General features: G+C 63.8%; 12 protein-coding genes. 6 read left to right on the top strand and 6 right to left on the bottom strand.

All coding sequences use genetic code 11. From position 1 onward, the window contains the following. Positions 1 to 89: 89 nt before the first annotated feature. A complete protein-coding gene (locus AACH87_RS02905; protein WP_338797223.1) occupies positions 90 to 1,304 on the bottom strand; it encodes a M20 aminoacylase family protein in 1,215 nt (404 codons plus the stop codon). A 137-nt stretch (positions 1,305 to 1,441) separates the two neighbouring features. Between AACH87_RS02905 and argE the strand changes: the two genes are divergently transcribed. Further along, positions 1,442 to 2,614: an acetylornithine deacetylase gene (gene argE, locus AACH87_RS02900; protein WP_338797222.1), complete on the top strand. Its 1,173-nt coding sequence runs from the start codon at positions 1,442 to 1,444 to the stop codon at positions 2,612 to 2,614. Positions 2,615 to 2,658: 44 nt separating this feature from the next. On the opposite strand, the gene AACH87_RS02895 is transcribed toward argE, so the two are convergent. Next, positions 2,659 to 3,807, bottom strand: coding sequence for an ABC transporter substrate-binding protein (locus AACH87_RS02895; protein WP_338798832.1), 1,149 nt, complete (start codon positions 3,805 to 3,807; stop codon positions 2,659 to 2,661). Positions 3,808 to 3,949: 142 nt separating this feature from the next. Between AACH87_RS02895 and AACH87_RS02890 the strand changes: the two genes are divergently transcribed. Continuing rightward, positions 3,950 to 6,031, top strand: coding sequence for a molybdopterin oxidoreductase family protein (locus AACH87_RS02890; RefSeq protein ID WP_338797221.1), 2,082 nt, complete (start codon positions 3,950 to 3,952; stop codon positions 6,029 to 6,031). A gap of 82 nt (positions 6,032 to 6,113) precedes the next feature. Here the strand turns inward: AACH87_RS02890 and AACH87_RS02885 are convergent, their stop codons facing one another. Continuing rightward, positions 6,114 to 7,277, bottom strand: a complete 1,164-nt coding sequence (locus tag AACH87_RS02885; protein ID WP_338797220.1) for an iron-containing alcohol dehydrogenase — start codon at positions 7,275 to 7,277, stop codon at positions 6,114 to 6,116. A gap of 459 nt (positions 7,278 to 7,736) precedes the next feature. Next, positions 7,737 to 9,260, bottom strand: coding sequence for a M66 family metalloprotease (locus tag AACH87_RS02880; protein WP_338797219.1), 1,524 nt, complete (start codon positions 9,258 to 9,260; stop codon positions 7,737 to 7,739). A gap of 38 nt (positions 9,261 to 9,298) precedes the next feature. On the opposite strand from AACH87_RS02880, the gene AACH87_RS02875 reads away from it, so the two are divergent. Next, positions 9,299 to 9,826, top strand: a complete 528-nt coding sequence (locus tag AACH87_RS02875; RefSeq protein WP_338797218.1) for a hypothetical protein — start codon at positions 9,299 to 9,301, stop codon at positions 9,824 to 9,826. Between the two features lie 348 nt (positions 9,827 to 10,174). Here AACH87_RS02875 and AACH87_RS02870 read toward each other — a convergent pair whose 3' ends face one another. Both AACH87_RS02870 and AACH87_RS02865 read right to left on the bottom strand, forming a co-directional pair. Further along, the gene (locus AACH87_RS02870) at positions 10,175 to 11,161 is read right to left on the bottom strand and encodes a tripartite tricarboxylate transporter substrate binding protein (protein ID WP_338797217.1); all 987 of its coding nucleotides are present in this window, start codon (positions 11,159 to 11,161) and stop codon (positions 10,175 to 10,177) included. A 114-nt stretch (positions 11,162 to 11,275) separates the two neighbouring features. Then, complete coding sequence (locus AACH87_RS02865) at positions 11,276 to 12,289, bottom strand: fumarylacetoacetate hydrolase family protein (protein WP_338797216.1); 1,014 nt, start codon at positions 12,287 to 12,289, stop codon at positions 11,276 to 11,278. 126 nt (positions 12,290 to 12,415) lie between these two features. Here AACH87_RS02865 and AACH87_RS02860 point away from each other — a divergent pair, with 126 nt between their 5' ends. The 3 genes from AACH87_RS02860 to AACH87_RS02850 all read left to right on the top strand — a co-directional run bounded on the left by AACH87_RS02860 (position 12,416) and on the right by AACH87_RS02850 (position 14,979). Next, entirely contained in the window at positions 12,416 to 13,198 is a 783-nt protein-coding gene (locus tag AACH87_RS02860) for an IclR family transcriptional regulator (protein ID WP_338797215.1), read from the top strand. Between the two features lie 76 nt (positions 13,199 to 13,274). Continuing rightward, positions 13,275 to 14,459: a DUF3108 domain-containing protein gene (locus AACH87_RS02855; RefSeq protein WP_338797213.1), complete on the top strand. Its 1,185-nt coding sequence runs from the start codon at positions 13,275 to 13,277 to the stop codon at positions 14,457 to 14,459. A 223-nt stretch (positions 14,460 to 14,682) separates the two neighbouring features. Further along, positions 14,683 to 14,979, top strand: coding sequence for a DUF3567 domain-containing protein (locus AACH87_RS02850; protein ID WP_338798831.1), 297 nt, complete (start codon positions 14,683 to 14,685; stop codon positions 14,977 to 14,979). Positions 14,980 to 15,044 lie beyond the last annotated feature (65 nt).

The following is a 15,044-nucleotide window of genomic DNA, read 5'->3' as shown; positions in this document are numbered from 1 at the left end:
CAGGTGGCGGGTGACGCGGTACGGGTGGCGCGGGGGCAGGCAGCGGTGCGCACGCTCGCTGCCATGGCCCGCGATGCCTGTCGTAAATATCACGCAGCCGAAGACGCCGCCTGGGCCAGCCACTCCTCGGCCAGGCGCACCCAGAAGGTGGCCCCCAGGGGGATCAGGTCGTCGTTGAAGTCGTAGCTGGGGTTGTGCAGCGTGCAGGGGCCGCCGCCATGCCCCATCTCGCGGTGGGTGCCGTCGCCGTTGGCAATGAAGCAGTAGGCCCCTGGTTTGGCCTGCAGCATGTAGGCAAAGTCTTCCGCGCCCATGCTGGGCTCCTGCTCCAGCGCGTTGTCTTCTCCGACGATGCTGGCCATCACCTTGCGGGCCAGCTGGGCTTCGGCGGGGGTGTTGATGGTGGGCGGGTAGTTGCGCACAAATTCAAAGTCGCACACGGCATCGTGCGCGGCGCAGGTGTGCTCGGCCACCTGGCGCATGCGCTTTTCGATCAGGTCGAGCACCTCGAACGAGAACGTGCGCACCGTGCCCTGCAGCTCGCAGCTGTCGGGCACCACGTTGGTGGCCTCGCCGGTGTGGATCATGGTGACCGAGATCACGCCCGCATCCACCGGCTTCTTGTTGCGGCTGATGATGGTCTGGAAGGCCTGCACCATCTGGCAGGCAATCGGCACAGGGTCTACGCCCATGTGCGGCATGGCGGCATGGCCACCCTTGCCGCGCACCGTAATCTTGAATTCGCTGGTCGATGCCATCACGGGCCCGGCGCTGGCGGCCATGGTGCCAGCGCGCATGCCGGGCCAGTTGTGCATGCCGTACACGGCCTGCATGGGAAACTGCTCGAACAGACCGTCCTCGATCATCACGCGCGCACCGCCGCCGCCCTCTTCTGCAGGCTGGAAGATGAGGTACACGGTGCCGTCAAAGTTACGGTGCTTGGCCAGGTGCTGCGCCGCTGCCAGCAGCATGGCGGTATGGCCGTCGTGCCCGCAGGCGTGCATCTTGCCCGCATGCTTGCTGGCATGGGCAAAGGTGTTGAACTCCTGCATGGGCAAGGCGTCCATGTCGGCCCGCAGGCCCACGGCGCGGCCACAGGCACCGCCATCACGACCGTGCACGATGCCCACCACCCCCGTCTTGCCCAGGCCCCGGTGTACCGGAATGCCCCATTCCGTGAGCTTGCCCGCCACCACATCGGCAGTGCGGACTTCTTCAAAACACAGTTCGGGGTGGGCGTGGATATCGCGGCGAACGGCAGCAATGCCCGCAGCCTGGGTGACGATGGAGTCGATAACGTTCATGATGGTATGTATCCTTACGATGGCACAGTCTAGCCCGCCAGCAACACCCATGCCATCACCCATGTGGCAGACCACCTGTTGCAAGACGGGTATTCAACCCATGGCACGTCTTCATCCACAGACCGAAGTGAGAACCCATGCTCTCTGCCCACGCCCTTGAACTTGCGCAGACCCTGGTGCGCATGAACACCGTCAGCCAGAACTCCAACCTGGAGCTGATCCATTTCATACGCGACAGGCTGGCCCAGCTGGGCGTGCGCAGCCGCCTGACCTTCAATGCCGACAAGACCAAGGCCAACCTGTTTGCCACGCTGGGAGAAGGCAAACCTGCGGGCATCATCCTCTCCGGCCACACGGACACGGTGCCCTGGACGGGACAGAACTGGAGCATGGACCCTCTGGGAGGCCAGGTGGCGGATGGGCGTCTGTATGGGCGCGGCAGCGCAGACATGAAGGCGTTCATTGCCTTGGCGCTGGCCCATGCTGAACAGTTCGCCCACAGCCCGGCCCCGTTCGCCGTGCACTTTGCCTTCAGCTATGACGAGGAAGTAGGGTGCTTTGGCGTGCGGGAGTTGATTGCTGACATGCGCGACGCCGGCATACAGCCCCTTGCGTGCATTGTGGGTGAGCCCACGCTCATGATTCCAGCCATAGCCCACAAAGGGGTGTACCGCTACAAATGCTGCGTGCGCGGCAAAGAGGCGCACTCATCCCTGACTCCGCATTCCGTGAACGCCATCGAAATGGCGGCCCGCCTGGTCAGCCGGGTGCGCGACATGGCCGAAGGATTTGAAAAACACGAGCCCCGGTTTGAGGGCTTTGATGTCCCGTTCTCCACCGCCAGCGTGGGGCAGTTCCACGGGGGGATTGCCGACAACGTGGTGCCGCGCGACGCTGAGTTCCGCTATGAATTCCGCGATCTGCCCACCGCCAATGCGGCACAGATGCAGGCCGAAGTGCTGGCCTACGCCCGATCGCTGGAGCCGGGCATGCAGAAGGTGGCGCCCGAAGCAGGCTTCCAGTTTGAGACCATTTGCGAGGTGCCCAGCTTCCTGGGCAGCAAAGACGACGCCATCACCCGCCTGGCCCAACAGCTCAGCGGCGAAAGCACCACCACCCTGGTGGCATTCGGCACCGAAGCCGGGCTTTTCAAAAGGGCAGGAATCCCCACCGTGGTGTGCGGCCCTGGCAGCATCCAGCACGCACACCAGCCCGACGAGTTTGTGAGCCTGGAGCAGCTTGCACGCTGCGAGGCGTTCATGCAGGGTCTGGCCAGCACTTCTGCTTTTGGCAATACAGACGGAGCCTGAAATACGCAAAAGCTAACGGTCGGGAGACGCTTGACAGAGCCGTCTCAAGTACGCACCCGTCCATCCCCTGTGAGCATGGACATTTCGACAAAGTGCGACGCGATGTGATCGTTGGGGGCAAACGACACCGGGAAGCCTGAAATGACCTGCGTGCCGATGGATTCGAGACCACCGATCAGGTTTTCGCGGGTGATCTTGCCGCTGGACTGGGCCTGGCGAAGGCCTTCCGTGAAGATGCGTGCGGCCAGGAAGCCTTCCATGCTGGAGTAGTTGGCCTGTACCTTGTCGCCGCCCTTCTTGATGGCGTCCAGAAACTCGCGCGTGATCTGGCGGGAGGGTTGGTAGGGAGACGGCACCACCTGCGATACCACCACACCGGCGCCGTCCTTGCCCAGCTCGTCGGCCAGGGCCTGCGTGCCCACAAACGAGACGTTGTAGAACGTGCCGCCATATCCGGCCTTGCGTGCAGCCCGCACAAATGCAGCACTGGCACCATAGGCCGCGATCTGCACTACCGCGTCAGGCTTGGCGGCGACCAGCTTTTCCACCGCAGCGGACACGTCTACCGAATTGCGCTCCACTGTCGCGGCAGCCAGCATGGTGAGCTTTTGCTCCGTCAGGGCCTTGGTCACCCCGTCCAGCCCCGCCTTGCCATAAGCGTCGTTCTGGTGAAAAACGGCAATCTTCTTGAGCCCCAGGTTGACCAGCTGGCGCACGATGAGCGCAGTCTCATCGTAGTAAGACGCACGCACGTGAAACACCAGGCGGTTGAAGGGCTGGCGCAAGGATTCCGCCCCCGTGAAGGGTGCAAAAAATGGCAGTTTGGCCTGAGAGAACAAGGGCAACGCGGCCATGCTGGTGGGCGTGCCCACATAGCCAAACAAGGCAAACACATCGTCGGCGATGAACTTGCGGGTGTTTTCGGCACAGCGGTCGGGCTCATAGCCGTCGTCCAGCGTGCGGATCTCCACCGTGCGCTTGCCGATGCCGCCCGCAGCATTGAGCTGATCAAAAAACAGCTTGGCCCCCTGGTTGAACTGAATACCCAGTTGCGCCGCCGGGCCTGAAAATGGTGCAGACTGACCGAGCACGATGCGGCCCTCGCTTTGCGCACGGGCCACACCGAAGCCGGCCAGCGCGGCGGCCCCTACTCCCACGGAAAAACGCCTGCGGCTCAATAACTGGGGGTTCATGGTAGTTTTCATGATCGATATGGGTTCCGAGAGACAGGAAATGCGGGGTACAGGTGCCCAGCCAAGCCCCGCAAAGTGAGCCCTGCCTAGCGTTGGCAACCTACAACTTATTACATTCCAATTTTCAGACGACCACCACAAAATGTCTGTATCTAATAGCGTAAATCCCACACCCGCGCCGGTATTGACAGTGCGCGGCGCATGCCCCCACGACTGCCCTGACACCTGCAGCCTGATCACCACCGTGGAGAGCGGCGTGGCCACCCGCGTGCAGGGCAACCCTGCCCATCCGCACACCGATGGCGTGTTGTGCGCCAAGGTGAGCAAATACACCGAACGCACCTATCACCCAGAGCGCATCCTGACCCCCCTCAAGCGCACTGGCGCCAAAGGCAGCGGGCAATTCGCGCCCGTGACCTGGGACGAAGCCCTGGCCGACATCGCCCAGCGCCTGCAAGCCATTGCTGCCCACTCTCCCGAAGCCATCCTGCCCTACAGCTACGCGGGCACCATGGGCATGGTGCAGGGCGAGAGCATGGACCGGCGCTTCTTCCACCAACTGGGCGCTTCGCTGCTGGACCGCACCATCTGCGCTTCAGCCGGTGGCGAGGGGCTGGTGCAGACGCTGGGCGGCAAGGTGGGCATGAAGGTGGAGTGCTTTGCCGAATCGCAGCTCATCCTCATCTGGGGCAGCAACTCGATTGGCAGCAACCTGCACTTCTGGCGCTACGCCCAGCAGGCCAAACGCAATGGAGCCAAGCTGGTATGCATTGATCCGCGCAAGAGCGAGACCGCAGACAAGTGCCACGAACACATCGCCCTGCGCCCTGGCACGGACGCCGCGCTGGCCCTGGCGCTGATGCACGAGCTGATCCAGAACGATTGGCTGGACCACGACTACATCGCCCGCCACACGCTGGGCTGGGACCTGTTGCGCGAGCGCGCCCTGCAGTGGCCACCCGAGCGCGCTGCCGAGGTGTGCGGGATTCCGGTCGAACAGATCCGCCAGCTTGCCCGCGACTACGGGACGATGAAGCCCGCCGCCATCCGCCTGAACTACGGCATGCAGCGCGTGCGTGGCGGCGGCAATGCCGTGCGCGCTGTGGCCTGCCTGCCCGCGCTCATCGGCGCATGGCGGCATCGCGCGGGCGGGTTGCTGCTGTCCAGCTCGGGCCAGTTTCCGGTGGATCGCGCTGCGCTGCACAGGCCGGACCTGCTGGCGGGCCGCACACCGCGCACCCTCAACATGTCCACCATTGGCGACGACCTGCTGCGCGAGACCTCGCCCACCTTCGGCCCCAAAGTCGAAGCCGTGGTGGTCTACAACAGCAACCCCGTGGCCGTGGCGCCCGAGTCCGGCAAGGTGGTGCAGGGCTTTGCACGCGAGGATTTGTTCACCGTGGTGCTGGAGCACTTTCACACCGACACGGCCGACTACGCCGACTACATCCTGCCCGCCACCACCCAGCTGGAGCACTGGGACGTGCACCTGAGCTACGGTCACACCGATGTGCTGCTCAACCGCCCCGCCGTCGCCCCCATGGGCGAGGCGCGCAGCAACGCCCAGATCTTCCGTGACCTGGCCGCCCGCATGGGCTTTACAGCCCCCTGCTTTGCCGACAGTGACGAGGCCCTGTGCCGCCAGGCCTTTGGCAAGGCGGTGGACTACGCCCTGCTCGAATCCCAAGGCTTTGCCACGCTGAACCTGCCCGATGCGCCGTTTGCCGAAGGCCACTTCCCCACGCCCTCTGGCCAATGCGAGTTCTACAGCGCCCGCCTGGCCGCGCAGGGCCTGGATGGTCTGCCCGACCACCTGCCCAACTACGAACTGGCGGGCACCCACACCCGCTATCCGCTGGCGATGATCTCGCCTCCAGCGCGCAACTTCCTCAACTCCACCTTCGTCAACGTCAAAAGCCTGCGCACCATCGAAGGCCGCCCGCTGCTGGAGATACACCCCGACGACGCCGCCGCGCGTGGCATTGCCGACGGCAGCACTGTGCGCGTGTTCAACGACCGGGGCAGCTACGAATGCCACGCCGAAGTGTCGAACCGAGCCCGCCCGGGCGTGGTCAACGGCCTGGGCATCTGGTGGCGCAAGCTGGGGCTGAACGGCACCAACGTGAACGAGCTGACAAGCCAGGCCCTGACAGACCTGGGCCGCGCACCCACGTTTTATGACTGCCTGGTGGAGGTGGAGGCGACCAGCAGCACCGCTGCCTGAGAACACTACAAAAACAATAGCAGTCAGCGCTTGATCAGCAAGCGCTGGCAGCTATTTTTACTTGAAACCTTCGCCAATACGCTTACAGCGCTGCCTCCAGAATCCGGCGGCTCACCGCAGGCGTGATCTCGCGCTGCTCACCCAGCTTGACCATGCCGTGGGCTTCGAGCTGGGCAATCACCTTCTCGATCACCTCTGCGCCCAGGCCGTAGCCGGACAGGCGGGTGCGGATGCCCATGCTTTCAAAGAAATCACGGGTGCGCTCAATGGCGCGGGTGATGCGTTCGTCTTCGCTGCCGGTGGTGATGCCCCACACGCGCTCGGCGTACTGCAGCAGCTTGGCGCCCTTGGGACCACGGCGCTCGTTCAGCAACGCAGGCAGCACGATGGCGAGGGTGCGGGCATGGTCAATGCCGTGCAGCGCCGTGAGCTCGTGGCCGATCATGTGGGTGGCCCAGTCTTGCGGCACACCCGCGCCGATCAGACCGTTGAGCGCCATGGTGGCGGCCCACATCAGGTTGGCGCGGTCGTCGTACACGGGCTCGGGGGCGGTGAGCAGGCGCGGCCCCACCTCGATCAGCGTGTGCAGGATGCCTTCGGCAAAGCGGTCTTGCACCGGGGCGTTGACGGGATAGGTCAGGTACTGCTCTACCGTGTGCACAAAGGCGTCGACCACACCGTTGGCCAGTTGCTGGGGTGGCAGGGTGTAGGTTTTGGTGGGGTCCAGCACCGAGAAGCGGGGGTAAGTGTGTTCGCTGCTGAAGGGTAGTTTGGCCCCCTCGGCACGGTGGGTGATGACGCTGCCGTTGTTCATCTCCGAGCCCGTGGCGGGCAGCGTGAGCACGGCGCCAAATGGCATGGCGCGCTGCACGTTGCGGCCAAACTTTTCCAGAATCGCCCAAGGGTCGCCGCCTTCGAACAGCACGGCAGCCGCGATGAATTTGGTCGCATCGATCACCGAACCGCCGCCCACAGCCAGCAGAAAGTCAAACCCGCCTTCGCGGATCTGTGCCACGGCGTTCATCGAGGTTTCGTAGCTGGGGTTGGGCTCAATGCCAGTGAAGGTGGCGTGCTGGCGGCTGCCCAGTGCGGCACGCACTTCGGCCAGGGTTCCGTTTTTTTCGGCGCTCGCCCCGCCCACGAGGATCAGCACCTTGGCGTTGGCAGGGACTTGCTTGTCCAGATCGGCAATGCGGCCCTGGCCGAACAGGATGCGCGTGGGGTTGTGAAAATCAAAGTTGAGCATGGCGTGGGGACCTTCCTGAAGCTGTTGTGAATTGAGCCTGCTTCAGCGCATCCCGGCAGAACCGAAAGACAGACGCACAGAGGCAGACAGGCTTTCAAGCGTAGCGCTCTGCTCCAGCCTGCGCACGCCACCTTGGCGACAACCCTACGGCCCTGTGAGCAGCCTCTTGGTTGCAGCTGCATTCGCCCCCATCGCTGCGTCCAGCGCTCCACCACCAACAAGGACCCATGAAAAAGGGGCCTGAGCCCCTTTTGTGTGATTCCAGAACTGACGCAAAGTCTGAAGGATGTCCTGCATAACTCCCTGCGGACTGTGATAGCACGGCTTCGGGCGGTCCACTGCGTTGCTTTTCTTGCCAATAGCACGGCTATTGGCTGCAAAAAGACGCCTTGTGGCCCATCCCAACCCGCACTATCACTGCCTCGCGAGGGTTATGCAGGACATCCTTAACGCTTGGTCTTAACGCTTTTGCTCCACACGCACTGTGTTCAGCCCATCAGAAAAACTCAGCTCGTAGCGGCCGCCTGCCGGTACGCCCTGGATGGGGAGCTGCAAGCGCCCGCCCTTGGCGTCCACGATCAGGGTGGATCGCTTGTCGCCCACGTGGGTCACCATCAGGTAGGGGTAGGTCTGCGCATCCCACTGCACGGTCAGCGTGCCGCCCTGCTCCACCGCAGTCATCTGCACGGCAGACTTGGTGTAGATGCCGCTCTTGGCCGTAGCCTGGGTGCTGTACAGCACCTGCTCGCCACGCAGCACGGCCACAGACAGCACCTGCCCCGGGTTGGGCACCGAGAAGCTGAACATGGACACATCTGTGCGGTGGTCCAAAGTTTCCGTGGCAAATGGGTACTGAACCGTGCCCCCCGTGGTGACGATGCGCAGCGTGTAGGGGCCGGGTGCGGGCCTTTGAGCGATGCCCTGGAATGCTTTGAGCGGATTGACCTGCACGCCATTCGCGTCGAGCTGGCCGCTGACCAGCAGCAGCTCCTGGGGCGCTTCTGCCGCCTTGGACTCCCCGACATACAGCGCATCCGCAGGAGTCAGGTACTTCTGCATCTTGCGGTAGTTGTAGTCCGAGAAGCTGTTGCCGCTGCAATAGCTCATGGCATCGTACTTCTTGGGGTCGGTCGCATCAATGAAGGCACCGGTGCTGAGGTTGTAGCCCCAGATGTAGCGACCACTGCCTCCCAGAGTGCCTCCCGCATAGGGGTACTGGGGATCACCGCCAGTCACTCCGCAGGGGGCGTGGCTCAGGCTCAGGTTGTGGCCAAGTTCGTGGACCATGGTGTCCAGCGCCACGCCTGAGTTGGAGCCAAATTTGCCCACGCCCACGGCTGCGTTGCCCGACACATATCCCAACCCCACTTGCCCATAAGTGGTCTTGGGCAGAAAGCCGTAGTAATAAGTGCGGCTGCCGCCGCTCTCGCTGGTACGCAAAGCAGCCATTTCACCCAGTATCTTGCTCATGGCGGTGGACCATTCGGACTCGTCCGCCGGGAAGGTGGGCACAGCGGTCGAGGTGAAAGTGGCGTGGATCTGCTCGGTCACCTTGGCCACGGGCACCTTGGGCTGGAAGTAATCGCCCATGCCGGAAGGCATGGACACAGTGGTGGACTGGATCTTGACCGGTACCGCCACCAGCGTGATGGCGTTCTCCGCCCCCACCCGCGGAGTGACTGTGGTGGGAGTCTGCCCGTTGGCCAGGCTGACCTTGAACACCACGCCGCTGTTGATCAGCGATGCCGGGATGGTGGCCGAGTAGGCCGTAGCAAAGCTGGGCGAGGTGGGTGCGCTGGTAGGGATGGCCCCCGTGGGAGGTGTGAGCGCAATGGTCTGCAGCAACTGCCCGGAGCTGCTTTCCACCCGCACCGAACCGGACGGCTTGGCCTCTGCCGTATTGGTGGTGGTGACCTTGGCCAGCAGCAGCACATTCTTGTTCTTGACCAGAACCAGTTCGGCGTCCGTGACGGGATACACCATGGTTTGGGCCAGCTCAATACTGGAAATGCGCGCAGCCGATGCGGGAGCAGGAGCAGGAGCAGGAGCAGGAGCAGGAGCAGGCGCTGGCGCTGGCGCTGGCGCTGGTGCTGGTGCTGGTGCTGGTGCTGGTGCTGGTGCTGGTGCTGGTGCTGGTGCTGGTGCTGGTGCTGGTGCTGGTGCTGGTGCTGGTGCTGGTGCAGGTGCTGGTGCAGGTGCAGGTGCTGGTGCTGGTGCAGGTGCTGGTGCAGGTGCAGGTGCAGGTGCTGGTGCTGGTGCAGGTGCAGGTGCTGGTGCTGGTGCTGGTGCTGGTGCTGGTGCTGGTGCTGGTGCTGGTGCTGGTGCTGGTGCTGGTGCTGGTGCTGGTGCTGGTGCTGGTGCTGGGGTGGGTGCAGGGGTGGGTGCAGGTGCTGGGGTGGGTGCAGGGGTGGGGGTGGGCGCAGGTACCGGATCAGGTACGGGCGCTGGCAGCGGGGTGGTGGGGGTCAGGGTGGGCGGCTCGGTGTTCACCGTGGTTCCCCCGTTGTCGCTGCCCCCACCGCAAGCGGACAGGGCCACCAAGGCACTGAATGCCACTGCAGCGCGCCAGCCAGCAGGCGAGGCCACCTGTGGCACAACAGGCGTGCCGAAATCTGCCGCGCAAGTGGCTTGCCCGACAGCTGCGGTCAAAACGACATCTTCCCGGGTGTGAACGGGCTTACGAACCATGGCTTCCCTCTCTCTGGATGATCGGAATCAACGCCATTGCGGGCCAGAAGAAACAGGGCCTGCTGCGTTGTGTTGTCTGGAAAAGCAAAGAGCCCGTCCATCCCCGGTAAGGATGGACGGGCTCCGGTTGCCGTGCAAATTTTATCTATCTGTATGCAAATGCAGGTAAGTGTTTGTTACATACAGCAATTCACATTCAGACAACAAACTCAATCCAGTTTGACTCCCGCAGCCTTGATGATCTCACCCCATCGCCGCGACTCCGCGCGCGCCAGGGTGCGGAACTGGTCAGGGGTTCCGGGCAGCGCCTCCATGCCAAAGTCCTGCATGCGCTTGACCACGGCAGGGTTGACCAAGGCCTTGTTCAGTTCTGCGTTCAGACGGGTGGTGATGGCGGCGGGCAGGCCTGCAGGGGCCAGAATGCCCTGGAAGGCGAACACCTCCGTGTCTGGCACACCGGCCTCGGCCAGCGTGGGCACGTCGGGCAGGGCTGCTACGCGCTTGGCAGAGCCGATGGCCAGCGCCCGCACCTTGCCAGAAGTAATGACCGGCAGGCCCGCAGCCAGGTCCAGAAACATGCAAGGCACCTGCCCACCCATCACATCCTGCAGCGCAGGGGCCGCACCCCGGTAAGGAATGTGCGTGAGGAAGGTCTTGGTGCGGTGCTTGAACATTTCCATCGCCAGATGGTGGGGCGAGCCATTGCCGGGCGATGCGTAGTTGAGCTTGCCAGGGTTGGCGCGGGCGTAGGCCAGGAATTCCTTCACCGTCTTGGCTTCAAACGCCGGGTTCACCACCAGTGCCAGCGGAAAGCGGCTGATGCCGCCCACATAGGTGAAGTCCTTTTCAGGGTTGAACGGCAGCTTGCTGAACAGGTGCTCGTTAAAGGCCAGCACGGCGTTGTCGGCCGACATGAAGGTGTTGCCGTCGGGCTTGGTAGTGGCCACCATTTGCGCGCCAATGTTGGTGGATGCGCCGGGGCGGTTGTCCACCACGATCTGCTGGCCCAGCGTCTGGCGCATGGCCTCGGCCACGGTGCGGGCCAGCACGTCGGTGCCGCCACCTGCGGGGTAGGGCACGACCCAGCGCAGGGGCTGGTCCGGCCAGTTGGCTTGTGCACGTGCCCAGGGCGCTGAAAGAGTTGCGCCCGTGGCGGCCAGGGCAGGAAGGGCTGAAAGAAGGGTTCTGCGTTGCATGGTTTGTCTCCGTTTGCTTTATTTTTGATAGCTGCCAGCGCTTACCCGGTAAGCGCTAGAGCCATTTTTATCTATAACCAGGGCGTGATGCACCCCAGCTTCGTGGGGGTGGGCTCAAGCCGCTTCGGGCGACGCAATCTCCTGGTCGATGGCGCCAAAGATGCTGGAGCCGTCCTTGCCCTTGACCTCGATGCGGATGGTGTCGCCAAACTTCATGAATTCGGTGCTGGGCTTGCCGTCCTGAATGGTTTCGATGCAGCGCTTTTCGGCAATGCAGCTGTAGCCCTTGGGCCATTCCATGCGGCCGTTCTGCTCCACGCCTTTGTTGCTCACGGTGCCGCTGCCCACGATGGAGCCTGCACGCACGTTGCGGGTCTTGGCAATGTGGGCAATGAGCTGGCCGAAGTGGAAGGTCATCTCGGGGCCTGCGTCGCACATGCCCACCTTGCGGCCATTCCAGGTGGATTGCACGGTGAGGTTGACGCGTCCTTTGTCCCAGGCATCGCCCAGCTCGTCCAGCGTCACGGCCACGGGGCCAAACGCCGTGGCGGGCTTGCTCTGGAAGAAGCCAAAGCCTTTGGCCAGTTCGGCAGGAATCAGGTTGCGCAGGCTCACGTCGTTGGCAATCATCACCAGGCGGATGCCGTCCAGCGCCTGCTCAGGGCTGGCGCCCATCTTCACATCGCCAGTGATGACGGCAATTTCCGCTTCAAAGTCGATGCCCATGGCCTCGCTGGGCACCACCACCGGATCGCAGGGGCCGATGAAATCGTCGCTGCCGCCCTGGTACATGAGCGGATCGGTGTAAAAGCTCTCGGGCACCTCGGAGTTGCGCGCTTTTCGCACCAGTTCGACGTGGTTGATGTAGGCCGAACCATCCGCCCACTGGTAAGCGCGGGGCAGCGGAGCCATGCACTGGGCCGGGTCAAACGGGAAGGCGTGGCGTGCGCGGCCACTGTTGAGCTGGTCGTACAGGTCCTGCAGCTGGGGCGAGAGGAAGCTCCAGTCGTCCAGCACCTGCTGGAGCTTGGTGGCAATGCCAGTCGCATAATGGGCCGTGCCCAGATCACGGGAGACCACAACCAGTTGGCCGTCGCGCGAGCCGTCTTTGTACGTAGCGAGTTTCATGGTGGCAGAACCTTTGTCTCTCAGGGTTGGAAGATGCCGAACCGTAATCAGAGCACGGAGCTCCTTAGCAAAATTACGATTTGGTAAATTGATTTAACTAAACAAAACTCGCAAATTCTAGTGCACATGGACAAAGAACGTGCAGGCATCCAGTCGGTAGAAGTCGGATTTGCCCTGCTGGAGGGGCTGACCCGCTCCCGCGGCCCGCTGATGCTCAAGGACGTGGCCGCGGCTGCGGGCATGAGCGCCGCCAAGGCGCACCGCTATCTGGTGAGCTTTCAGCGCCTGGGGCTGGTCACGCAGGATGCCCGCACCGCCCGTTACGACCTGGGGCCTGCCGCACTCAAACTGGGGCTGGCGTCATTGGCGCGGCTGGATGCCATGCGCCTGGCGCGTGAGCGTGTGCCGGGCTGGATGGAGCAGATCGGCCACACCCTGGCGCTGGCCGTGTGGGGCAACCATGGCCCCACCATCGTGCACTGGGAGGAATCGCCCCAGGCCGTCACGGCCAACCTGCGCCTGGGCGATGTGATGCCCCTGCTGTCGTCTGCCACCGGGCGCTGTTTTGCGGCCTACATGCCGCCGGATGCCGTAGCCCCCCTGCTGCAGACTGAACTGGCCCAGGCCGCCAAGCTGCGCCGCACCGACCTGCCCGCTACCCTGGCCGAGGCGCAGGCCATGCTGGCCGAGGTGCGCGAGCGTGGCATGGCCCGCGTGGTAGATACCCTGCTGCCCGGCATCGTCGCGTTTTGCGCCCCCGTGTTCGACGCCGATGGACATCTGGCGCTGGGCATCACCACGCTGGGCTCCATCGCCACCTTTGACCCGGAATGGAACGGCGCAGTGGAAGCGCCCCTGCGAGCAGCCGCTACCCAGCTCTCCAGCGACCTGGGCGCTGGGTGCGCGTGAAACCGTGGGCAGGAAACCTTGGACAGGAAAGTGCGGGGATGACGGTGTTGTATAGCCCTGTGGCTGCGAGGCACTGATGCCGCGCCGGACCCTGCTTGTACTGACGGCCCTGGTACTGGCCCTGCACTGGCTGGTGCTGCAGGGCGTGCCTTTGTCGTGGGAAAGCCGCGCCGCACCCAACGGCAAAGTCTTCAGCACCCGCAGCGTAGCCCTTGCACCGGCACAGCCCCCGCCGTCTGAGGCAGCGCCCCCCGCAGCCGCCCAGCCGGCCGAGCCGAGCCCGCCCGCCGCCAAGCCCCGCAACAAGCCTGTGGCAGATCGCTCCCGCCCCGCCGCAGCACAGCGCGATGAGGCCCCCCAGCCCCCTGAAGCCAGCGAGACCCCAGCCACCGATGTCCCGCCCGCCAGCACCGACGGGGCAACGGCCACAGGTGCGGACGGTGCCGCCGAGGTCGCTGCCGCACCCGCTGACCCTATGGCGCAGGCCCCCGCAGCAGCCGCTTCGGCCCATGCTTTGCCAGCCAGTGCCGGTGCTGCCGCCGGGGGGGCGGAAGGATCTGCGGTGGACATCACCCCGCCGGGCGGCGGCACCGACAAGTCCGCCACCACCGCGCCCCCACCCGTCAAGCTGCCCGCGCCGGTGCGGCTGGCTTTTGAGGTGGCGGGTCAGGCCAAAAAATTTGACTACCAGGCCCGTGCAGAGCTGCTGTGGCAGCACGACGGCGCAAAGTACGAAGCCCGGCAGGAGATCAGTGCGTTTCTGGTGGGATCACGCACCCAGCGCAGCACCGGCATGGTGACCGACCAGGGCCTGCAGCCCGAGCGCTTTGGCGACCGCAACCGCAGTGAGCGGGCTGCACATTTCGACTACGCCAAAGGCCGCGTCACTTTCAGCGCCAACACCCCCGAAGCGGCCATAGGCCCTGGGGTGCAAGACCGCCTGAGCGTCTTCATCCAGCTTGCCGGCCTTCTGGCCGCAACGCCTGACCGGTTTGTGCCGGGCACGCAAATCACCCTCACCACCGTGAGCGCCACCGCCGCCGATCGCTGGACCTTCACCGTGGAGGCAGCAGAAACACTCACGCTGCCCCTGGGCAACCTGCCCACCCTGAAGCTGCAACGCCTGCCCCGGCGCGATTACGACCAGAAGGCCGAGCTGTGGCTGGCTCCGTCCATGGGTTATTTGCCCGTGCGCATCAAGATCACCCAGGCCAATGGCGACTTTGCCGACCTGAAGCTGCGCAGCAGCTCAGCGCCCTGACCCACCTGTTGACCTGTTGGCAGAACGAGTCAGCAATCGCTCAGGATGTTGCTCCAATGCACATCCGCGGGAGCAAAAGCCCCGGCATCCAAAAGGCAGGCCGGATTCGTGGAATACTGTCCTTGAGCCTGTGAATGCCAGTTCAACGAACCATCCTCCGGAGCTGCTCTTGAACTCTGCCCACCCGCTGTCATCTAACTTTTGTATCGACTGGGGGAACATCATGCAAATGCTCTACGACTCTGAATCTTTTGTGGTGGTCCACATGCTGCCCGACGCCGTGGAGACGTCTACGCAGGTGCTCAACGACACCGCCCCACCCAAACCCCAGCTGGCACGGCATGGTTTTGAAATTGTGGACAAGCGCTCGGGTAAAGAGGTGTATCTGGACGGCTCCTGGGCGGAAATGTTTCAGCAACAAATCCTGGCCTGGCAGCGCGACACCCCCACCCAGGAAGAAGTGGAAGACACCCTGGACCGCTATGCGGGGCTGGCACAGCACCCCGTTGTCGTGCACTGATGGCTTGAAAACCCGTTCAACGGTGCGGCGCGCTTCTCTTCTCTTGCAAGAAGCCGTCGCAAGAG

Source organism: Acidovorax sp. DW039 (assembly GCF_037101375.1).
In the GTDB taxonomy this organism is placed as follows: Bacteria; Pseudomonadota; Gammaproteobacteria; order Burkholderiales; family Burkholderiaceae_C; genus Acidovorax.
Note: the sequence above shows the minus strand (reverse complement) of the source record. Positions and strands in the feature narration are given on the sequence as shown.